The 20,296-nt window shown below is 46.8% G+C and carries 20 protein-coding genes and 1 riboswitch; of the genes, 5 read left to right on the top strand and 15 right to left on the bottom strand.

Features of this window, described 5'->3' with window-relative positions; translation table 11 throughout:
* The first annotated feature begins 37 nt into the window (after positions 1–37).
* The 3 genes from MHH25_RS09310 to MHH25_RS09300 all read left to right on the top strand — a co-directional run bounded on the left by MHH25_RS09310 (position 38) and on the right by MHH25_RS09300 (position 2,794).
* Positions 38–532, top strand: a complete 495-nt coding sequence (locus MHH25_RS09310; RefSeq protein WP_036610059.1) for a cation:proton antiporter regulatory subunit — start codon at positions 38–40, stop codon at positions 530–532.
* Positions 533–536: 4 nt separating this feature from the next.
* Positions 537–1,775, top strand: coding sequence for a cation:proton antiporter (locus tag MHH25_RS09305; protein WP_036610060.1), 1,239 nt, complete (start codon positions 537–539; stop codon positions 1,773–1,775).
* A gap of 113 nt (positions 1,776–1,888) precedes the next feature.
* The gene (locus MHH25_RS09300) at positions 1,889–2,794 is read left to right on the top strand and encodes a YitT family protein (protein WP_051447155.1); all 906 of its coding nucleotides are present in this window, start codon (positions 1,889–1,891) and stop codon (positions 2,792–2,794) included.
* Between the two features lie 85 nt (positions 2,795–2,879).
* Here MHH25_RS09300 and MHH25_RS09295 read toward each other — a convergent pair whose 3' ends face one another.
* The 6 genes from MHH25_RS09295 to metA all read right to left on the bottom strand — a co-directional run bounded on the left by MHH25_RS09295 (position 2,880) and on the right by metA (position 9,776).
* Positions 2,880–3,893, bottom strand: a complete 1,014-nt coding sequence (locus MHH25_RS09295) for a zinc-binding alcohol dehydrogenase family protein (RefSeq protein ID WP_340019863.1) — start codon at positions 3,891–3,893, stop codon at positions 2,880–2,882.
* The gene (locus tag MHH25_RS09290; RefSeq protein WP_340019861.1) at positions 3,890–4,867 is read right to left on the bottom strand and encodes an aldo/keto reductase; all 978 of its coding nucleotides are present in this window, start codon (positions 4,865–4,867) and stop codon (positions 3,890–3,892) included. Before MHH25_RS09290 ends, MHH25_RS09295 begins: the two co-directional genes overlap by 4 nt.
* Before the next feature lie 232 nt (positions 4,868–5,099).
* Entirely contained in the window at positions 5,100–6,236 is a 1,137-nt protein-coding gene (gene mqnC / locus MHH25_RS09285) for a cyclic dehypoxanthinyl futalosine synthase (RefSeq protein WP_074096829.1), read from the bottom strand.
* 241 nt (positions 6,237–6,477) lie between these two features.
* Positions 6,478–7,650 (bottom strand): aminotransferase class I/II-fold pyridoxal phosphate-dependent enzyme, encoded by a 1,173-nt coding sequence (locus MHH25_RS09280; protein ID WP_340019860.1) that lies wholly within the window; start codon positions 7,648–7,650, stop codon positions 6,478–6,480.
* On the bottom strand, positions 7,647–8,834 hold the full coding sequence (locus tag MHH25_RS09275; protein WP_036669806.1) for a PLP-dependent transferase: 1,188 nt from the start codon (positions 8,832–8,834) through the stop codon (positions 7,647–7,649). Before MHH25_RS09275 ends, MHH25_RS09280 begins: the two co-directional genes overlap by 4 nt.
* Before the next feature lie 24 nt (positions 8,835–8,858).
* Positions 8,859–9,776 (bottom strand): homoserine O-succinyltransferase, encoded by a 918-nt coding sequence (metA, locus tag MHH25_RS09270; protein ID WP_340019859.1) that lies wholly within the window; start codon positions 9,774–9,776, stop codon positions 8,859–8,861.
* A 236-nt stretch (positions 9,777–10,012) separates the two neighbouring features.
* Positions 10,013–10,136, bottom strand: a riboswitch (SAM riboswitch).
* A 451-nt stretch (positions 10,137–10,587) separates the two neighbouring features.
* Between metA and corA the strand changes: the two genes are divergently transcribed.
* Entirely contained in the window at positions 10,588–11,523 is a 936-nt protein-coding gene (corA, locus tag MHH25_RS09265) for a magnesium/cobalt transporter CorA (RefSeq protein WP_340019858.1), read from the top strand.
* Positions 11,524–11,593: 70 nt separating this feature from the next.
* On the opposite strand, the gene MHH25_RS09260 is transcribed toward corA, so the two are convergent.
* From MHH25_RS09260 to MHH25_RS09225, 8 genes are all read right to left on the bottom strand, one after another.
* Entirely contained in the window at positions 11,594–12,595 is a 1,002-nt protein-coding gene (locus MHH25_RS09260) for an HRDC domain-containing protein (RefSeq protein ID WP_076318310.1), read from the bottom strand.
* A 176-nt stretch (positions 12,596–12,771) separates the two neighbouring features.
* Positions 12,772–13,650: an ROK family protein gene (locus MHH25_RS09255; protein ID WP_047842269.1), complete on the bottom strand. Its 879-nt coding sequence runs from the start codon at positions 13,648–13,650 to the stop codon at positions 12,772–12,774.
* A 72-nt stretch (positions 13,651–13,722) separates the two neighbouring features.
* Complete coding sequence (locus tag MHH25_RS09250; RefSeq protein ID WP_340019857.1) at positions 13,723–14,409, bottom strand: MOSC domain-containing protein; 687 nt, start codon at positions 14,407–14,409, stop codon at positions 13,723–13,725.
* A 30-nt stretch (positions 14,410–14,439) separates the two neighbouring features.
* On the bottom strand, positions 14,440–15,546 hold the full coding sequence (locus MHH25_RS09245) for a phosphodiester glycosidase family protein (protein WP_301291341.1): 1,107 nt from the start codon (positions 15,544–15,546) through the stop codon (positions 14,440–14,442).
* Positions 15,547–15,551: 5 nt separating this feature from the next.
* Entirely contained in the window at positions 15,552–16,445 is an 894-nt protein-coding gene (locus MHH25_RS09240) for a 5'-3' exonuclease H3TH domain-containing protein (protein ID WP_017689620.1), read from the bottom strand.
* A gap of 139 nt (positions 16,446–16,584) precedes the next feature.
* Positions 16,585–16,950, bottom strand: a complete 366-nt coding sequence (locus tag MHH25_RS09235; protein WP_047842267.1) for an arsenate reductase family protein — start codon at positions 16,948–16,950, stop codon at positions 16,585–16,587.
* Between the two features lie 399 nt (positions 16,951–17,349).
* Positions 17,350–18,333: an RluA family pseudouridine synthase gene (locus MHH25_RS09230; protein ID WP_340019856.1), complete on the bottom strand. Its 984-nt coding sequence runs from the start codon at positions 18,331–18,333 to the stop codon at positions 17,350–17,352.
* Entirely contained in the window at positions 18,330–18,905 is a 576-nt protein-coding gene (locus MHH25_RS09225; protein WP_036610088.1) for a cob(I)yrinic acid a,c-diamide adenosyltransferase, read from the bottom strand. The genes MHH25_RS09230 and MHH25_RS09225 overlap by 4 nt, the downstream gene beginning before the upstream one ends.
* 148 nt (positions 18,906–19,053) lie before the next feature.
* Here MHH25_RS09225 and MHH25_RS09220 point away from each other — a divergent pair, with 148 nt between their 5' ends.
* On the top strand, positions 19,054–19,665 hold the full coding sequence (locus tag MHH25_RS09220) for a DedA family protein (protein WP_340019855.1): 612 nt from the start codon (positions 19,054–19,056) through the stop codon (positions 19,663–19,665).
* 85 nt (positions 19,666–19,750) lie between these two features.
* Here MHH25_RS09220 and MHH25_RS09215 read toward each other — a convergent pair whose 3' ends face one another.
* Positions 19,751–20,293, bottom strand: a complete 543-nt coding sequence (locus MHH25_RS09215; protein WP_036610092.1) for a bifunctional adenosylcobinamide kinase/adenosylcobinamide-phosphate guanylyltransferase — start codon at positions 20,291–20,293, stop codon at positions 19,751–19,753.
* Positions 20,294–20,296: the final 3 nt, after the last annotated feature.

Here is a 20,296-nt window from a genome sequence, read left to right as displayed (position 1 = left end):
CTATGGCCAGCCCCTAATTATAAGGAGGCAACAATCCATGGATGTACGCGAAACAGACTTGCCGGGAATCGGCAAAAAATTTCAGATTGAAACAAGCAGCGGTGATAAAATTGTCATAATTATTCACGATGACGGTCGCCGGGAAATGTACCACTTCGAGTATGATGATCCCGATCAAAGCATCTCGATGATCACACTTGACGATTACGAAGCACGACAGATTGCTGCTATTGTTGGCGGATTAACTTACAAACCAAAACAGCTTGAAAATATTGAAGTAACGTTTGACGACCTGATTATCGAGTGGTACAAAATCGAACCATCCTTCGGAAGTATCGGTAAATCCATCGGTGAATTGGACGTACGTCAAAACTCTGGGGCAACGGTTATCGCCGTTGTAGAGAAAAATCACAAAAAACATATCAGCCCAGGTCCGGAGGTAGTTATCAGTGCAGAATCCACGGTGGTAGCCGTTGGCGAACGCAATCAGCAGAAACTGTTTAAATCCCTCCTCCTGACTGGAAGGGGGTAAATAGATGGATCATTTGATATTCGAAGTAGGTCTGGCCCTTGTGCTCATTGCAGCAGCCGGCCTTTTATCGGCAAAACTAAGATTTTCGGTCGTTCCATTTTATATTCTGATCGGGATGGCCGTGGGGCCACATGCCATGAAAATCTGGCATCTGGACTTCCGTTTTATTGAGAGTCAGCCTTTTATTGAATTTATGGGTCGGATCGGTATCCTGTTCCTTCTCTTCTACCTTGGACTTGAATTCTCGGTAGGTCGTTTAATTAAATCGGGTCGCTCCATTGCAGTAGGCGGCTCGATCTACATCGGCATTAACTTTACGCTGGGATTAATATTCGGTTTTGTGTCCGGTTTTCCAGTTGCAGAAGCACTTATTATCGCAGGTATAACTACCATCTCTTCCAGTGCCATTGTGGCCAAGGTACTCGTTGATTTGAAACGAACGGCCAACCCGGAAACAGAGATGATATTGGGTATTATTATGTTCGAAGATGTATTCCTCGCTGTATATATCTCGATCTTGTCCGGACTTGTGCTTAGTGATTCATCCTCCATCGGAGGCGTCATCATGTCCGCACTTATTGCACTCGGATTCATGCTTATCGTAATTATCCTTGGACGCAAAGCAACACCGCTACTAAACAAATTGCTTAAAATTCGATCGAATGAGCTATTCTCTCTCGTTGTATTTGGAGCCTTGTTCCTGGTAGCTGGTTTCTCTGAAACCATTCATGTTGCCGAAGCGATTGGTGCATTACTGGTTGGTCTGGTGCTTGCTGAAACAGAACACGCAAAACGGATTGAGCACTTGATTCTACCGTTCCGTGACTTCTTCGGAGCAATCTTCTTCTTCAGCTTTGGATTGTCCATTGATCCGTTGTCCTTGGGTGGCGATGCCGTATGGTTAGCTCTGATTGCAGTTGTTATTACATTGTTCGGTAACTTCCTGGCGGGTATGCTGGCCGGGCGCAGTGCAGGACTATCACCCAAAGCATCGGCGAATATTGGATTAACCATTGTGTCACGGGGTGAGTTTTCCATCATCTTGGCCAACATGGGTAAAGCCGGGGGACTGTTGCCAATGATTCAACCGTTTGCCGCGCTGTACGTCCTAATTCTGGCCATTCTGGGTCCTTTATTAACCAAAGAGTCCAAACATGTATTCCGTTTATTGGATAAAATATTCAAGTTCAAAGATCCTCGGAAAAAGAAAGAAGAACCAAAGGTTCTGCAGAAAGAAGGATAATCCCTATGTCTGTACAGAACAGACATACTAACGTACTTCGCGGCTCTTACGCCGATCTTTCTGTGACTAACCCAGGGAGAATGGCTCGAAAGCCGCACTAAGGAGGATGACCTATGAAAGCACCTCTGATATCGGCTAATCCGGTGCCAAACACCGCCAAGACCAGGATATCGTCTACCCGCCGCTGGTTAAACCTGTTTCTCGTTATTGCGGGCGGAATTCTGGCCTCCGTGGGACTTGAATTGTTCTTACACCCCAATAAGATTATTATTGGAGGCATTACAGGCATTTCCTCACTCTTCGCCCACTGGACCGAAATGAGGATTGGTTTGTTCCTATTTTTATTCAATGTGCCGTTTATATTTCTGTCTTACAAGATTGTGCAGAAGAAATTTGTACTGGTTACTGTTCTAGGTCTGGTTGTCTTTTCGATCGGTGCCATTGTGCTTCATCCCATGCCGCCACTTGTAGAGCATCCGCTGGCTGCTGCCATGTTTGGCGGATTATGCCTCGGACTCGGAATTGGACTCGTCGTGCGGTATGGCGGGACACTGGATACGCTGGAAATCGGTGATCCGTCTTCCCGCCCACCTGAACGTGTGTTTAGCGGAAAACGGATGCTTATCGAAAAAATAATCATGCTGCTTAACTTGTTGATACTGACAGCCGCTGGTGTTGTCTTTGGCTGGGACCAAGCGATGTATTCCGTAATCGCCTACCTTATTGCTTATGAAATGGTGTACATTGCGTTCAGGGGCTTCTCTTCCAAACGCAAAGTATGCATATTGACCACACAAAGCTCTCAAGTTGAAAAAGCTGTACGCAAACGGCTACGCCGTGAACCTGGAATTCTGGAAGCCACTTCTGACTCAACACAACTCGCGATGGCGGAAGGATGGATCAGGCAAATCCCGGGTGCACTTTATTATGAGGTACATGTGCTGGAGATGATCTGGTTGAAGTCCATTGTGCGTCACATTGATCCACATGCGGGCATTGTAACGAATCCGGAAAAATAAAAAAACGCTCTCTTCCCCTATGGATGGACAGTATTGTCCACCAAGGTCAGAGAGCGTTTTTTTCTGTTATTATAATTAATTGTTATTATAGTTCAACGATAGCTTTGACTACATGTGAATCTGGCAATAACCATTGATCTATTGCAGTAGGTAACTCATCAAACTCCACGCGGTGTGTGATATACCCATCCATACTTAATTTCTTTTGACGCAAGGTCGACAGGACTTGTTCAAAATCTTCACGGGTTGCGTTTCGACTGCCCAGGATGCTCATCTCCCGCTTGTGAAATTCGGGGTCATGAAAGGTAATATCCGCTTTCACCAGTCCTACAAAAATGAGTTGACCACTATGCGCCACATATTGAATGGCCTCATTCATGGAATTCACGTTACCTGTTGCATCGAAGACAACTGTAGCATAGTCGCCTCCCGTAATTTCAGCCACTTGTTGTACGGTATGTTCATTGGCCTGTACCAGGTCATCCGCTCCAGCCCAAGTCCGGCTAAGCTCCAGCCTGTCCAGATTACGATCAACGGCAATAACACGCGCCCCCGCCTGTTTGGCAAATGCCATCACACCCAATCCAATGGGGCCAGCTCCAATCACAATCACATGCTCACCAGGTTTAATTCCTGCTCTTCTGACGGCATGGGCTCCAATGCTTAATGGTTCTACCATTGCCGTCTCATCCAGCGTCAAACCTTCTGCTGAGAGCAGATGTGAGACAGGCACGTTGATTTTTTCTCTCATGCCTCCGTCTACGTGCACACCCATGACTTGCATGGACGCACAACAATTGGTTTTTCCACTGCGACATGCAATACAGTGACCACAGTGCAGATACGGAATAATACTTACCTGATCCCCAGGCTGTAACCCAGCCTCGTTCGGACCGATTTCTTCAATAACAGCCGCCAGTTCATGACCCAGAACACGAGGATAAGTAAAGAATGGTTGATTGCCTTTGTACGCATGCAGATCCGTTCCACAGATCCCAATCCGCCGAATGGCAACCAACGCCTCTCCTTCTGCTCGTTCTGGTTGAGGCAGGTCCTGGAGCTTCAATTGATCTATTTCTTCACATACAATGGCTCTCATCGTTGTTCCCCCTTGGATGCTTCTGCTGTCGTGTTGCTTGGCTTCGTATTATATTCAGGTCTTCCGCTTGACCACGTCTCGTTATGCAATGGAGCCAGAATGCGCAGCACTTCATCCAGCAGGCTCTGATCCATCGCTTCCTCTATCCAGGCTGCATTATTGAGGATATTGCGCTGGCTGGCACTGCTCACCAGTGTTGTCGGAATTCGTTCATTCGATGTGGAGAATTGCACGGCCAGCTTGGCAATGTCACTACCTTGTTCTGCACAGAAGCGGGCAGCCTTCAGGCAGAGCTCTTTCACCCGATCGTCTGCCGGATGCCAGGCAGGAGCCCCTCGGGTACTCAACAAGCCCATAGAAAGAGGCGAAGCATTGACGAGGCCAATTTCTTTTTTTTCCAACAGGGGCAATAACGATAATAATGAGGTATCATTCAATGAATAATGACAATACGAGATGATCGCATCCGCATCGATCTGTGGCAGAACCTTCTCGAACAACGGCAAGGGCAATCCACAAATGCCCGCATGTCGTATAACTCCCTGCTCTTTCAGACGCAGCAACGTTGGAAAAGCTTCTTCGACAATAATCTCTGCTGGCACAAATTCTATATCATGCAAGAACAGAATGTCGATATAGTCTGTATGCAATCGATCCAGGCTCTCTTGCACACTATCCAGAATCCGCTGACGTGAAAAATCAAACTCATTTTCCCCATACCGTCCGGCTTTGGTTGATAACATATATGAACTGCGCGGCAAGCTGCGGATGGCTTCACCCAACACTGCCTCCGCTTTTGTCAGCCCATAGTAAGGCGAAACGTCTATGTAATTCATCCCCGCATCTACGGCCGCATGTACAGTGCGAATCCCTTCGTCCCGATCAATTTCACGAAATACAGAACCGAGTGAGGATGCTCCAAAGCTCAATACAGGTACGTCCATTTCCGTCTTGCCAAGTATTCTTCTCTTCATCGGTTTACCCCTTCCAGCGTGTCTGACTAAACAAGTTCCCTTTCATTGTAACAGTTCAATTTCAATATAAAATATCGCCAATTGCGTAACATGTACTGTTTGATGACCTCGAACCGCAGAAAGAAATCAAAAAGCCCGCCGTCTCTCCAAACGGAGTAGTCAGCGGGCTTGGCTTCATAAATACTTATCTAACGATCAAAGTTTATGGAGAGTAGTATTGAATTAATTAGAATTAGTTCTGCATTACGAAATCTTCATGTACGGCATTCTCTTCGTCGAACATACGAACGATGTCATATCGGGTGTTACGTTGTGCCGGGATATAACCGGACTCCCGAATCAAACGGAGAATGGATTCAATGTTAACTTTATATGTTGCACCAGCAGCAGATACAACGTTCTCTTCAATCATCGTGCTACCGAAGTCATTACAGCCAAATTCAAGCGACTTCTTACCGATCTCAGGACCCATCGTTACCCAAGAGGATTGAATGTTCTTGATATTATCAAGCACCAGTCGGCTGATGGCTACAGTCTTCAAGTATTCTTCCGGAGTCTGACGCTCCAGCTTAAGGTTGGTATTATCCGGCTGGAAGGTCCAAGGAATGAACGCCAGGAAACCTTCGGAGTCATACTTGTTCGCTATACATTCGTCCTGAGCTTCACGTACACGGAGCAAGTGTAATGCACGCTCTTCCATCGATTCACCAAGGCCGATAACCATCGTTGCCGTTGTGTTCATTCCGATGCGGTGTGCAGTTTGCATAACGTCCATCCAATCCCGCCATGAACCTTTCAAACGGCTGATCTTCCGACGTGTGCGGTCATCCAGAATTTCAGCGCCGCCGCCAGGCAAGGAATCCAGTCCAGCTTCGTGAATGGCACGAACAACTTCTTCCAATGTAAGGCCATCGGATACTTCAACCATTTTCATAATCTCCGCTGGGGAGAAAGAGTGCATCGTGATGTTCGGGAAACGCTCTTTGATGGCTTTCAACAGGTCTGTATAATAGCTGAAAGGCAAGTTTGGATTCGTTCCACCTTGCATCAAAATCTCGGTACCATTCACATCTTCCGTTTCCTGAATCTTCTGGAAAATAACTTCGTCCGGAAGCACATAACCTTCATCCGAACCAGGTCTGCGGTAGAAAGCACAAAAACGGCAGTACACATCACACACGTTTGTGTAGTTGACGTTACGCCCAATTACAAATGTTCTGTATGGTTCAGGGTGCATGCGTTTCATAATGACATTAGCAGCTGCCCCGATTTTGTCCACTTCATTGGATTCAAATAGCTGAATCGTGTCTTCCAAGTCCAAACGTTCGCCCCGAAGGGCTTTATCTAAGATACGGTCTACCGTACTCATCGTAAAAAAGCCTCCCTCATGAAGAGAAATTATATAACGATCCGTCCCAACTTGTTCAAGAGAAGCAAGTTCTGGTGGCAACATCGTATTTCTGTACTCCACATATCGTAACACAGGTTACATGTGAAAAAAAGCACCTTATGTACAGGTGCTTTAAAAATAAGTAAAAATTTTTACATATGGAAAAGAATTAGTTCGAGATTAAGTGATACGCATCGGCGTATTCGGGCATCCACTTTTGTTAGGATTCCTGAAGTGCTTGTTCCAAATCTACAATGAGATCTTCGATATCTTCCAGACCTACGGAGAAGCGCAGCAACCCATCTGTAATGCCACGGTCACGGCGAACCTCAGCCGGCATTGCCGCATGAGACATCATCGCTGGGTAGGACAGAATACTCTCCACAGCTCCCAAGCTTACAGCAACAATAGGTAGCTTCACCCGGTTAAGAACTGCTTTTGCGCGATCACCTGAACCAACGTCAAATGAAACGACAGCTCCATATCCTGTGGACTGGCGCTCATGTGCCTCACGGCCCGGATGATCCTCCAGTCCAGGATAAAAGACAGCGGTAATATCACTGCGCTCATTAAGCCATGCCGCAAGTTTGGCTGTGCTCCGTTCACTATGAGCCATGCGAGCCCCCAAGGTTTTCATCCCGCGCATCAGAAGCCAGGATTCTTGTGCCCCGAGTACAGTTCCAAGTCCATTTTGCAACTGTTTCAGTTGTACGCCAAGTGATTCCGTGCGAGCAACCGCTAACCCTGCCAGTACATCACTGTGACCTCCGAGAAACTTCGTAGCACTATGTACGACGATGTCCACACCAAGCTCAATTGGACGCTGATAGTACGGTGTCATAAAGGTGTTATCCAGAATCGTGATCAGGTCATGTTCCTTCGACCAGTCAGTTACGGCAGCGATATCCGTAATTCGCAGTGTAGGGTTGGACGGTGTTTCCATATAAATTGCCTTGGTGTTTGGCTTGAGTGCCGCTTTTACTTCATCTATATTGGTCATGTCTACAAAGGTTGTCTCGATCTGCATACGGCTTAATATGGAAGTAAGCAAACGATACGTACCTCCATATACGTCTTCCGTTACAATCATATGATCCCCTGCAGAGAACATCATGAACACGCTTGAGATCGCAGCCATCCCCGAAGAATAGGCAAAGCCTCGTGCGCCGCCCTCCAGCAATGTGATGTAATCTTCCAGAGCCTGACGTGTCGGATTACCCGAACGACTGTAATCATGTTGAGGCGGATTGAAGATATCAAAATGATGGAATGTTGATGCTTGGTAGATCGGTACACTGGAGGCTCCAGTCGTTTTGTCAATCTCATCGCCAAAATGGAGCAATTTGGTATCAAATTTCAACTCGGAATTGGGCTTGTTGTTGGACTCACTCATGAGTGCACTCCTCCTTCCACTTCCTGTTGTGCAGCTGTCAGAGCATTGCCGAGATCTGCAATCAGATCATCTGCATGCTCAATGCCTACGGAGAACCGGAGCAGACGGTCATCCACACCTACGGCTTCACGAATTTCAAGCGGAATATCCGCATGAGTCTGTACTGCCGGATAAGTCATGAGTGATTCAACTCCGCCGAGACTTTCGGCAAAAGCAATGAGTTGGATATGACGTAGCAACGGTTCAACATAACGTGCATCCTTCACTTTGAAAGAGAAGATACCTGTATTACCCGTGGATTGTTTGTTCTGTATCTCATACCCTGGATGATCGGATAGACCTGGATGATACACTTCAACCACCGCTGGGTGCTCAAGCAAGTATTTGGCAATAGTAAGTGCATTGTGCTCATGACGCTCCATGCGAAGAGCCAGCGTTTTCATACCTTTCATCAACTGGTAGGAGTCACTTGGAGATAATACCGCTCCAATGGAATTATGCAGGAACGCCATCTCAGCAGATAACGCCTCACCTTTGGTAATAATTAGTCCGGCGAGCACATCATTATGTCCGCCCAGATATTTGGTAGCGCTATGAATGATGATATCGGCACCCAGTTCAATCGGACGTTGGAAAAATGGAGTCAACAACGTGTTGTCAACAATGGTCAACAGGTTGTAACTTTTCGCCCAGGAAGCAACGGCTTCCACATCGGTGATCATCATCAGTGGGTTGGTTGGTGTCTCAATAAATACAGCTTTTGTATTCGGTTGACGAACCTTCTCCAGTGCTGCCAGGTCATTTGTGTCCACATAACTTGCAGTTACGCCGAAACGGGACAAGATGCGTTCCAGCAGACGATAGGTTCCACCATACAGATCCAGCGATACAATCAGATGATCCCCTTGACCAAACATGGCGAAGATCGTTTGCAGCGCGGCCATTCCCGAGCTACAGGCAAACCCTGCATCACCGGACTCCAGCGCTGCGGCAGCTTCTTCCAACACTTTACGGGTTGGATTAGTCGTACGAATATAATCAAACCCCGTGCTTTGTCCAAGCTTCGGGTGGCGAAACGCAGTGGATTGATAGATCGGAAAGTTAATGGCGCCTGTTACCGGTTCATTAATGGACCCAATTTGTGCTAAGCGGCTTTCGATTTTCAACTTGTTGTTGTCTTCCATTGCTGCATCCTCCTGTAATCTCGATTAGATTTGCGGGCCAATATCGTAAGGTGTTTCTTGATACACATAGTAATTGAGCCAGTTAGAGAATAATAAGTTGGCATGAGCGCGCCAAGTAGCTGGTGGCACACGGGAAGGGTCGTCATTCGGATAATAATGTCTAGGCAATGCGATATCCAAACCTTTAGCTGCATCCCGGTCATACTCCCACTTTAATGAGAACGGGTCATACTCGGCATGTCCTGTGGCAAAAATCTGTTTGCCGTCTCTGGTAGCAACCAGGAAGATCCCCGCTTCCTCGGATTCAGCCAAAATCTCTAAATTCTCATTCTTTTCAATATCTTCGCGTCTCACTTCCGTATGGCGGGAATGTGGAACGTTGAATACTTCATCGAATCCACGCAACAACGGAACATGTGGTTTATTGATGGTATGTGGGAAAACGCCAAAACACTTTTCATCAAGTGCAACCTTGGGTACATCAAAATGATGGTATAAACCTGCCTGAGAAGCCCAACATATGTGGAGGGTTGAAGTCACATTGGTTTTGGTCCATTCGAAGATCTCCTGGATTTCATTCCAATAGTTCACGTCTTCGAAATCCATCTGTTCCACCGGGGCACCCGTAATGATCATTCCATCGAAACGACGGTGCTCAATCTCATCGAAGGTTTTATAGAACAGATCCAAATACTCCTGAGACGTATTCTTCGACGTATGGGATTTGGGATGTACGAGAACGACATCCACCTGAATAGGCGTGTTTCCCACCAGACGAAGCAATTGTGTTTCGGTCGTTTCCTTTGTGGGCATCAGGTTTAATATAGCGATACGGAGTGGACGAATATCCTGCTGATATGCAGAAGTTTCATCCATGACGAAGATATTCTCTCCCTCAAGTACTTCTTTTGCAGGTAGAGTATCGGGTATTTTGATTGGCATAGTAAGTCTAACTCCTCCTTGTGCATAAATAGATGCAGCCACCCCTGGCTTGATGTCTTCACATCAATACAGTTATAGACTGCCTTGAGCTTGTAAAAACATTGAATTGCTCTTTCATCCAACGTTACAAACAACCTCAAGTTCCTTAGCGAAAATCACTGCTGAGAAGTCGGGGCATATGACAAAGACCTTCCTCGGATTTCGAGAAAGGTCATATGTAAAAAAGATATGCGCCTCTCTCATCTCTCAGTTACAACAGTGCCACTTGACACTTAGTCGCTGCAAGAATTAGCACCGTGCGGTATACCGCCGGTTGCCGGGTTTCATCGGGCCAGTCCCTCCACCTACTCTTGATAAGATTTCGCTGTATTAGATTGTAATTTAATATGGTTCACCGTCTACTTTATTACATTAATGCCCTCACGTCAAGTTGCAGTTCAATGTCTGCTTCCCAGACCGGAACCGTTCATCATCCGTTGTCATACACTGCCTCAGGGCGCGAAATAGACACATTTTTGCGCTTGAAAGCACCTTGTACCAGCGGTATACTAAACAAGGTGTTATAAACCCTTATGTGAGAGGTGACATATTAAATGGATGGCGACCCGAGGCCTGACTGGCAGCCGAATTCCGACAAACTGCATAGAGAATTGACATCAGCATGCCGGCAGCGGGAAGTGACTTCCGTTTGATTATATAGTGAACGCAGCCCTGATCTCCAGGCTCCGCTGCCGACCGGCTGATTTGTTCTTTTTGCGCCCATAATGATAATATCCGCCAAGTTGGCGGGTGCAGAAGGAGTAGATTAACGATGAAAATCCGGTTGGTAAACAACGGTGTATTTATTCCGGTGGACGACATTCAGCAGGCGCTGACTCCACCAGCGGAAGGATTTTACTGGATTGATGCAGACGTAGACGATTTGGCGTTACTTCAGCCGCTGTTCTTGATGCATGATCTGGCTGTGGAAGACTGTCTTAGTGACGAAGAACAACGTCCGAAGATTGAAATTTATGAGAACCATTATTTTATTGTTATTAATAGCATCCGTTTTGATGATGAAGAGATATTTCTACGTGCGGTTAACTTATTCCTTGGCAGACATTTCATTATTAGTGTTACAAAGCACAAGATCAGCGAATTGCGCACACTGAAACCCATCCTGTGGGAACAGGAAATCAGTACACCGGATCGTCTGCTATATTTGCTGGTTGACTTGATTGTTGATAATTATTTCACCGTAGGTGACCGAATTGAAGCACGGATCGAGAAGCTTGAGGAAGACATTCTGATGCACACCAAAAAGTCACATCTGAATGAAATTATCGGGCTACGCAGTGAGATTCTGTGGCTGAAAAAAGTGCTTGGACCTCAGAAAGAGGTCATTAACACCCTGAACAAAAAAGATCTGCGTCTCATCGATGATCAACTGCAAAAGTATTTCAGTGACATCTATGAGAATGCTGTAAAAATATCTGAAACCTTTGAGACTTATCGCGACCTGATGGGCAACTTACGAGAAGCCTACCAATCCAGTATTGCGAACCGGGCGAATGAGATCATGCGTGTATTTACCGCCATTACCACGGTCTTCATGCCGCTGACGGTCATTACCGGTATATACGGCATGAACTTTACGAATATGCCAGAGCTTAACTGGAAATACAGCTATTTTGTTGTGATTGGCCTGATGGTTACACTGGGCCTGAGCATGTTCTTCATTTTCCGCAAGAAAGACTGGGTATGAACTCGTATGAAATAACAAAGACGAAGCGCTCCTCCGGGAGAAACGCCTCGTCTTTTTTCATTTCTGATTATTAACCAACATTCTTCTCTGTCTCTGCGTGCCGACGGAAGCGGATTCGAATCATGCGCAGTCTTTCATAGACCTGCTCCAGACTTCCTCCATCGGGTTTCTCTCCTCCATACACCTTATGTAATACTGGCTTCAGGAACGTATCTCCCAGCTCCTCATACGCACTCCATACGGCCTCTTGTTCGTTCTCTGGCATCACTGCCAGCTCCACATCAAGAAGACAATCGGTGTCATAACCTTCATGATCCAGTGCCTCTAACAGCTCAACCAACTCGCGTCGGGATAATCCAGATCGATTAACAATCTCCTCTAACGTATGCCCTTCCTTCATGCCTTCAAGCACCTGCTTACGCGTGGTGAACTTATCAAGTTCCTGCTTGTACTTCTGCTCTCTCTGCTTGTATAACCAACTCTCATACTCTTCTTCCTTCAGCGCCGTGTATACCCAGTCCAGCGGGAATGTCGTTGAACGCTCCAGTCCGGTTGTAATCTCCATCCATTCCGCACCATACTCAGTTGCTTTGCTCTCTCCTACGCCCGGAAGTTGCATCAGTTCATCCAGCGATTGCGGAACAAAGGCACTGATCAAACGCAGCAGACGATTCGTTGCAATAAAATACGGTGCCTTCCGGTCAGACACAGCTCTCTTCCTGCGCCATGTGCACAGATCCGTATATAATTGTTCATTGCCGTATAACTCACTGTAACAATGGAGCCGCTGTCCACCATAACTGCGTGACTTCAGATCATCATTCTCATGAAATAACCCCTGCAACTGCGGTCGGTACCCCTCACTCATCTGTATGGCAAGCTGATGACGGTAAATATGAAGCAGCTCCTCCCAAGAAGTCCCTTCATACCAGATGCTGTCCTCACGCTCTCCTTCCTCGTAGCGACTCCATCCCAGCTGCCAACTATCTTCCTCTTCCCCAATCCATAACTGTGCATACTCTGCATTCTGATCTGACATTCTGGACAATCTGTTCATGAAAATGACTTCCATTTTCGTTCCCTCCCTTTGAATATTCAGCTTATACGAGTTAGAGATACTACCTATAGGCAGCACAAAAAAACACCCCTCCTGCAAAATCCATGCAAGAGAGGTGCTTCCTCATTAACCGTACTATGCTGTTGCCCATATCATACCACAATGGTAAAATTCGTCAATCCCTTAATGACCTACTTATTCAATGCCAACTTGGCAAGCGCCAGTGAACCACACAGACCCGCATTGTCACCAAGTCCTGGTGAAACAACATACTGGTCAATGTCGGATTGAAGTGCCGGATGCTGAACGTATCCAGCCAGCAACTCCTGCAGTTTGCTACGAACCATCGGGAACAGGTGCTCCTGCTTCATTACTCCGCCACCCATGACAATTTTCTGCGGAGAGAGAATCAGAACATAGTTCATCAGGGCGTGTGCCAGGTAATGTGCTTCGATCTCCCAAGCTTTATGATCTGCAGGCAGTTCATAAGCCGGTTGCTCCCAACGTTTGTTAATGGCCGGTCCTGCTGCAAGGCCTTCGAGGCAGTCACCATGATACGGACAGAAACCCTCGTATGTATCCTCCGGATGTCTGCGTACAATGATATGTCCCATCTCTGGATGTGACAATCCATGGACCATTTTACCGCCAACCACAGCACCTGCACCAATACCTGTACCCACAGTGATATACAGACAGCTCTCAAGACCTTGTGCAGCGCCCCAGGTTGCTTCTCCAAGTGCCGCACCATTCACATCCGTATCAAATGTCATCGGCACATCAAAATGCTCCTTGAGCTTGCCAATCACGTTATATTGTCCCCAGTGTGGTTTAGGTGTTGTTGTGATATAGCCATATGTTGGGCTTCCTTCAATCGGATCAATCGGACCGAATGAACCTACACCCAGAGCTTCAATGCCTTTGCCTTCAAAAAATGAAATCACTTGAGCCATGGTCTCTTCCGGTGTTGTTGTTGGAAAACTTACGCGTTCCAGAACTTCTCCGTTTTCTGTGCCAATACCACATACAAATTTGGTTCCGCCTGCTTCAATTGCGCCTAAGATCGTCATGTTAGTCACACTCCCAAGTTAGTTTAAAAAGGAATTCAAATTGCTTTACTTGATGACACGATAATTACCCTGCTACTTGTTCTCCAGCTTGGACAATCGTTTCATTAACGTTTGCCTCCAGCTGTCTGACAGCGCAGGAATGGCCAGCAACGCCTGAATACCTTCGACATTTTCTTTCCCCTGATGCATGATTCGATTGGCTTCAAGAACCGTCATTGAGGCTGGATCGGTGCTGATCCGTCGAAATATCGATAAAGGCCCTACCTCACCTTCTTGCAGTACACGAAAGTAAAAGCCGGTATATCCACTCTCCTGAAAATAAACAGGCAGCTCCTTATAGTCATACCTCACACCCAGCTTGAAGCAAGGTTGTCTGGGCTGACTGACCTGCACTGTGGCTTCGCCCAACTCGTACACATCACCAATCCGTACGTCTTCTTCGGCACAGCCTTCAACCGTCAGATTTTCTCCACAAGCTCCCCAATCCAGCTTGCGATCCATCAGTTGTTCCAGCGCCGGATAACGACTGTAATCGTATACACAAACGGCTTTGTCAGGGCCGCCATGATGCACCAGATCCGCCTGCGCGTCCCCTGTCATTCCAGTGAATGACAGGAAAACCGCGTCGGATACAGGATGTTTCACAATGCCGCTCAGCACTTCACGCTTCTGCCCAGGGAGCAGTTGCGGCAGTCCTACATTAATGGCCAGAACAGCTGTATTGCCCTCCCCTGGCTTTCGATCAGATGTGAGTGTCATTTGCGTCATACCTCCCATAATCACTTTCTTTTAACGCACAGAGCCGCCAAATACGAGTGTATTACTCAATAGCCGACCTGGAGAAGTCAGCATTTTGCCCCCGGCATACATACCCGAGGAAGCACCGCCATCCAGATTCATGGCCTGTTTGGCACCAAGCTTCTGCATCACCGCTGCCCACTCCTTGATTGTTGCTCCGGAAACGGTAGCCAGCATAACAGAGCCGTCCGCCATGATCGCAATACCACTTCTGGCTCCGGAAGCATTAAGAATCTTGGCATCCTTGAAACCTTCGCTCGTCGGATTGACAGCTACCTTACCGTCTTTTACCAGACGGGGTCCTGCCCCAACAGCAGTCACTACATCTTGCCAAGGGATCTCTTTGCCTGCTGCGTTCGTATACTTATAATTCATTTCTACGGTCGAACCAACGGTGAAACGGTCCGAAGAAGACTTCTGATTACCTGTGAAGACCAATACCGAGCCATTCTTAGGAATCGCTACATTGGTATTGGGCACTTTTTTGGTCACGATACCTTTCTCCATAACAACCGCAGTGCCACCTTTGAACCCTACTGTGGCACCTCGTTCAGGGGTATACAGCATTGTTATGCTCGCGTTCGCTGAAGGTGTTCGATTAATAAAGGTTGCATACCAACTGCGTGATTTACCTTTTGTATCCGTTACTTTACCTGTCAAACTCACCTGAAGTGAGTCCATGATCGCCGAGCCGTCTTCCTTAAATCCGATGGATGTTCCGTATCTTCCAATATGTATGACCTTACCATTTGCTATTAACATACCGTATGGATCTGGTGCTCCGTTATATGCTTCAAAAAACGCTCCGTTAATGGCTGCTTGCGCACCATAGGCTTTCACAATCGATGGCAATGTTGCCGTCTGGCCAACTTGCTTCTTCGCGAGTCCCACGGTAACCGGTGTTCCCTTTGGAATCGAAACGGTCTGTACGGTAAAATTACGTCCTGCTGCTTTTACTTTCTGTACTTTGGTGCTAATTGCTGCTTTGGCATCCACTGTCTGTGGTGCACTAACTGCTCCCGAAAGAATTACGGGCAAGGCCAGGACGAGGGCCATAGCCCCTGTCCACCACTTTTTGCCTGTTCGTACGTTCTTCATGTTGCTCACCCTATTGCCACTCCCATCCAAGAGCCAAGGCTCTTCATCTCAAGTTGTTCAAACTTGTCCATCACCATATCCGGATCAAGACGCAATTCACAGATATCCAGCGCACAGGCAACCGGAACAGCACAATGAATCTCTGCCAGTTTGCGGGACAGATGAAGCATGTCCAGATCATTCTCAATCTTGTTACGCACCGAAGGGGTCAGTTTATCCATGTTGCTCAGAATCCCTTCAATGGAGCCGTATTCCTGTACAAGCTTCAACGCTGTTTTCTCACCAATTCCCCGTACTCCGGGATAATTGTCGCTGGCATCTCCCATCAGACCCTTCATGTCAATCACTTGACGAGGTGTCAGTTGTTTCTCAGCCATGAGCGTTTCAGGGTTGTACACCATGTAGTTGCCATGGCCTTTTTTCATAATAATGATACTTGTGCGGTCATTGATCAGTTGCAACATGTCGTGGTCACCCGTCAGTACCATAACATTCATATCGGTCTCTTCGGTATAATACTTCGCAAGCGTCCCGATGCAATCGTCGGCTTCGAATCCTTGTGCACCTATATTCGGAATACCCAGGCTATCCATGACTTCACGAATCAGAGCAAATTGGGGAATCAGGTCATCCGGAGCTTCGGCCCGGTTGCCTTTGTAGGCTGCATATTCTTCACCGCGGAACGTCTTACCGCCCATATCCCAACAACATACGACATGACTTGGCCCAAAAGTCTGAACCGCATCCCAGAAATAACGGATAAATCCGTAGACTGCGTTGGTAGGCAATCCTGCCTTTGTACGTCTGATATATCCGCTTGCAGATGTCGCATAAAAAGCACGGAACAACACCGCCATACCGTCTACCAGCAACAAAGTAGGTTCATTACGTTGATTCACTTGAATTTGTTCTCTCCTATCTAAATCTAGCATATAAAATATCGAAACTAATTCTATCATTATAGCATAGTTCCGCCAACCATCGTTCAGCCAAAAAAGCCCTGAATTTTGAACAATTCAAGGCTGATATTCAGCGCGTTTATGCGTTATTCCATTCCTGCTCGTACGTTTCTTCCTTGAATCCAACCGTCACCTTTTCTCCATCCGTAACGATCGGACGTTTGATCAGTCGACCATTGGAAGCCAGTAAACGAATCTGTTCATCAGCGGACATGCCTGGAAGCTTGTCCTTCAATTGTTGTTCTTTGTATACTTCCCCACTCGTATTAAAGAACTTTTTCACTTCCAGCCCGCTCTTTTGGATGAGTTCTGTTAGTTCAGATTCTGAAGGCGGTGAGTCAAAAATAGGGATTAACTCCAGCTCATGTCCTTGAGCTTCAAGCCATTTTACAGCTTTGCGGCATGTGCCGCATTTGGCATATTGATATATTTTTAAGTTACTCATGGTATGTGTTCCTCCAAATGCTCCGGTATCGACTTCTCGCTTCCCTTGGTTTGCTTCGCAAATCCAAAAGTCGCTCCAAATCGATACCATCGCCATGTAATTTTACTGACTTTTGCGAATGAGATCAAAAACTCACATTCGGCTATATTTTTTCGATCAAAATCTTACAGCTTTTGTATCCTTAAAGCTTTTGAGATTTGAATTCTTGAAATATTTAACATGAAATGGGTAAGCATCAATACATTAAACCATAAAGATTAGCCTACGGCATGTTGTTCGGGTGCATAAAGCATCCCTCACACAAGTTAGCCAACTAGCGTTGACTGACAAGCAGGACGGGCTTTGCACAAAACTACGGCAAAGCCGTCATTTCTTAGGGAAGTGCTTTGGCGCTTTCTCCTAGAGCATCTCCCTTGGAGCTACCTCATCATTCAAACGCTTCTCTAGCGCGGCCATATCTGCTGGAAAAGGAGCTTGAAACGTTATGCGTTCCTTTAGAATTGGATGTTCAAACGTCAATTCACAAGCGTGTAATGCCTGGCGTTCGATCCAGGTATCCCGTTCTTCTCGAACAGCCATGGTCTGCTCATCGATCTCATGCACAGGTAGTGTCTTGTACATTCGATCACCTATCAACGGGCAGCCGATGGACGTCATATGTACCCTGATCTGATGGGTTCTGCCACTTTCCAGCTTGAGGCTTATCGCACTGGCGCTGCCCCCTGACCAACGTGTTAAGGTTGTGTACAACGTTCTTGCAGCGTAACCATCAGGTGTTACGATTCGGCGGTGTGGCTCTTCAGGATCGCGATCGATCGGGCCATCTACTGCCCCTTGTTCCGGGACAGGGCTGCCGTGCACAAGTGCAATATATTTCTTGTCTACTGTTCCAGCGATCATCTGTTCAGAAACATGCTGATGCACATAAGGGTTCTTGGCTATTGCGAGCACACCTGACGTTTCCTGATCAAGTCGATGAATCGGTCTGAACCGGAAACGCTCGCCCTTGGTTTTCCAGTAATGAACAACGCCATTTGCCAAAGTCCCCGTGTAATGTCCATGTGTTGGATGAACGATGATGCCCGCATCCTTGTTGACAATAAGCAAGTGCTCATCTTCATACAGAACGGTAAATGGAATAGGCTCGGGCAAAATATCATCCGATTCCTCTTGCTCCATCCGAACTTCAACGACATCACCCGCAGCTACCTTGACGCTAATGTACACGCGCTCTCCATTAAGCATGACACCTTGCTCCGTCAGCTTAATTTTGGACAAAAGCTTACGCGACACCAGCAGCCGCCGCTGAAGCACGGTCTTCAGCAGCCAGCCATCTTCTTGTTCGGTCACCGTGTAGACAATCGGCGAATAATACTGGCTCATTCTTTGCGGCGGAAGACTTTTTTGCTCCGCACATATTCAATATCGGCCACCTGTTGTCTCGCGTTGGCCGTCCGTGCAACCACGAAGAAGTAATCAGACAGTCGGTTTAGATACCGTCGTACAGACGGATTAATATCTGTATGTTGTCCAAGTGTTACCGTGCGACGCTCTGCGCGACGACATACAGTACGGCACACATGAAGAGCAGAGGACAGCTGACTGCCACCTGGAATAATGAATCGTTCCACTTTTGGATTCTCTGCATCATACTGGTCGATCCATTGTTCCAGACGTGTGACCATTTCATCTCTCACCTTATATTTCGTCTCACTAATCTTCACAAAGGCCAGATCCGACCCGCAATCAAACAGTTCCTGCTGAACTTCCAGCAGATGTTCACGCAGATCTTCAAATTCCCCTTGAGCCGAGTCAATAAGGCTGATCGCCTGGCCTACAAAACAGTTCAACTCATCAATCGTGCCATAAGCCTCAACTCGGTCATCATCCTTGATGACGCGTCCACCGATGACCGAAGTCTGTCCTTCGTCACCTGTTCGTGTATATATGCCCATCGTTATCCCTCCAATTGGTAATATAATAATGAATACGGGAATGCCATTTTTTCAGAAACCCGTCTATCGCTTTACACGTATATAAGAATTGGTGTGCTCTGCCGAGTATACGACAAATCAAAGGAAACCAAAAGTAAAGGAGACGATTATGCAAAACTGGATAACCGATTTCATGGAACAATACGGCTACATAGGCATTGCACTCATTATTGCTCTTGAGAACGTATTTCCCCCGATTCCATCCGAAATCATCTTGCCGTTTGGCGGATTCATGACCACCTATACCAGTCTCACTCTTCCAGGAGTTATTATCGCTGCAACTATCGGTTCTGTCCTTGGTGCTGTGATCCTGTATGGTATTGGTCTACTCATTGACGTCGAACGCCTTGAGAAAATTGTGGAACGCTGGGGACATGTTCTGCGCATCAAAAAAGAGGATATTCACCGTGTCGATGCATGGTTTGACAAATATGGCATGTGGACCGTATTATTCTGCCGAATGGTTCCCCTCGTTCGTAGTCTTATCTCCATTCCCGCAGGCATGTCCAATATGAAATTTGGTTTATTCCTTCTCTTCACAACCATTGGTACATTGATCTGGAATGTCATTCTAGTCTGCGTTGGTGCTGCGCTTGGCGCATCATGGGAGAGCATTTTGCACTTTATGGACGTCTATTCCATTGTAGTGTATGTCATTCTGGCCATCATTCTCATCGGATGTATCATCTGGTGGATCAGACGTAGCAAAAAGCAGAAATAAAAAGAATAGCTTAATAAATAAAGCCTCCTCGCCACCAATTCGTGGTTAAGGAGGCTTCTTTATATCACCCGTTTATGTCATCTCACTATCGTTCATCTTCATTTCGCATGCCCTGACTTTTAAGATCGATAGCCAGACCAGATACCAGCAAGTACATCTTTTCAGCATGTATCTGCAGCATCCGATTAACCGAAGCCATTCTCGCTGTAAATATTCGTTCTTCCTCGGTAGGATGCAATGTGCCATGCATTTCATTGGTAATCACAAGCAACTTCCCCTGATAAGACAATAATGCATCAAGCAAAAGCTGTGTCTCTGAACGCTGATGATCCAGATCCTTTGTTGCCCTGAAACCGGCAGCCATCCAGGAGGTCAGACTGTCTACAATTACAATTCGCTGATCCGCCAAAAACAGATTGGATTCCCGATTAATCTGGGTGATCACCTCTGTCAGATGCTGACCGTTCCCGGCATGAATGGCACGATAATGAGCGGATGGCAATTCGGGAATAACGGGATCATGATCACCGGTGGATAAATACACACCCTCCCGGCTAATCCCGGCTGCGTACTTGAGGGCAAACCGGGTTTTACCACTACCTATGCCGCCTGTGACCGTAATCAGCAATCC

The sequence above is a fragment of the Paenibacillus sp. FSL H3-0457 genome (genome assembly GCF_037981725.1).
Lineage (GTDB): Bacteria > Bacillota > Bacilli > Paenibacillales > Paenibacillaceae > Paenibacillus > Paenibacillus amylolyticus.
Note: the sequence above shows the minus strand (reverse complement) of the source record. Positions and strands in the feature narration are given on the sequence as shown.

What these genes read in the sequence shown, in the direction of transcription:
- MHH25_RS09310 (WP_036610059.1), top strand. Translation starts at nt 38, where the DNA reads ATGGATGTACGCGAAACAGACTTGCCGGGAATCGGCAAAAAATTTCAG.
- MHH25_RS09305 (WP_036610060.1), top strand. Translation starts at nt 537, where the DNA reads ATGGATCATTTGATATTCGAAGTAGGTCTGGCCCTTGTGCTCATTGCA.
- MHH25_RS09300 (WP_051447155.1), top strand. Translation starts at nt 1,889, where the DNA reads ATGAAAGCACCTCTGATATCGGCTAATCCGGTGCCAAACACCGCCAAG.
- MHH25_RS09295 (WP_340019863.1), bottom strand. Translation starts at nt 3,893, where the DNA reads ATGAGAGCCATTGTATGTGAAGAAATAGATCAATTGAAGCTCCAGGAC.
- MHH25_RS09290 (WP_340019861.1), bottom strand. Translation starts at nt 4,867, where the DNA reads ATGAAGAGAAGAATACTTGGCAAGACGGAAATGGACGTACCTGTATTG.
- mqnC (WP_074096829.1), bottom strand. Translation starts at nt 6,236, where the DNA reads ATGAGTACGGTAGACCGTATCTTAGATAAAGCCCTTCGGGGCGAACGT.
- MHH25_RS09280 (WP_340019860.1), bottom strand. Translation starts at nt 7,650, where the DNA reads ATGAGTGAGTCCAACAACAAGCCCAATTCCGAGTTGAAATTTGATACC.
- MHH25_RS09275 (WP_036669806.1), bottom strand. Translation starts at nt 8,834, where the DNA reads ATGGAAGACAACAACAAGTTGAAAATCGAAAGCCGCTTAGCACAAATT.
- metA (WP_340019859.1), bottom strand. Translation starts at nt 9,776, where the DNA reads ATGCCAATCAAAATACCCGATACTCTACCTGCAAAAGAAGTACTTGAG.
- corA (WP_340019858.1), top strand. Translation starts at nt 10,588, where the DNA reads ATGAAAATCCGGTTGGTAAACAACGGTGTATTTATTCCGGTGGACGAC.
- MHH25_RS09260 (WP_076318310.1), bottom strand. Translation starts at nt 12,595, where the DNA reads ATGGAAGTCATTTTCATGAACAGATTGTCCAGAATGTCAGATCAGAAT.
- MHH25_RS09255 (WP_047842269.1), bottom strand. Translation starts at nt 13,650, where the DNA reads ATGACGATCTTAGGCGCAATTGAAGCAGGCGGAACCAAATTTGTATGT.
- MHH25_RS09250 (WP_340019857.1), bottom strand. Translation starts at nt 14,409, where the DNA reads ATGACACTCACATCTGATCGAAAGCCAGGGGAGGGCAATACAGCTGTT.
- MHH25_RS09245 (WP_301291341.1), bottom strand. Translation starts at nt 15,546, where the DNA reads ATGAAGAACGTACGAACAGGCAAAAAGTGGTGGACAGGGGCTATGGCC.
- MHH25_RS09235 (WP_047842267.1), bottom strand. Translation starts at nt 16,950, where the DNA reads ATGAGTAACTTAAAAATATATCAATATGCCAAATGCGGCACATGCCGC.
- MHH25_RS09230 (WP_340019856.1), bottom strand. Translation starts at nt 18,333, where the DNA reads ATGAGCCAGTATTATTCGCCGATTGTCTACACGGTGACCGAACAAGAA.
- MHH25_RS09225 (WP_036610088.1), bottom strand. Translation starts at nt 18,905, where the DNA reads ATGGGCATATATACACGAACAGGTGACGAAGGACAGACTTCGGTCATC.
- MHH25_RS09220 (WP_340019855.1), top strand. Translation starts at nt 19,054, where the DNA reads ATGCAAAACTGGATAACCGATTTCATGGAACAATACGGCTACATAGGC.